Here is a 295-nt window from a genome sequence, read left to right on the forward strand (position 1 = left end):
TAGGGGGTGTTCTGGGGGCACTGTATGTGGCCGGTGCTGCTGCACTTACCCCAAGGCTGGGGGCTGCGGGCTTCCTGGTACTGGTCGTGGCAGGGCAGATCATCACGGCAGTGCTGGCCGACCATTTTGGGGTAATGGGGTTGACTGGCAAGCCACTCAACCTGGCCAGGCTGGCGGGCGTGGTGCTGATTTTATGTGGCGTGCTGCTGGTGCAGGGCACCTGGGCGACGGCGACACCGGCCAGTGCCGCAGCGGTGGTGAAGCAGCCAGAAGGTTGATCAGCACCCCGGTTGGC

Annotated in this window: 1 protein-coding gene; it reads left to right on the forward strand. The window is 64.7% G+C overall.

The window, feature by feature from the left end:
- Positions 1-278 (forward strand): DMT family transporter (locus SB765_RS28915; RefSeq protein WP_410932390.1); only part of this gene is annotated, 278 nt, incomplete at its 5' end.
- Between the last annotated feature and the right edge of the window lie 17 nt (positions 279-295).

It is taken from the genome of Pseudomonas sp. SIMBA_067, from assembly GCF_046534675.1.
GTDB lineage: Bacteria > Pseudomonadota > Gammaproteobacteria > Pseudomonadales > Pseudomonadaceae > Aquipseudomonas > Aquipseudomonas putida.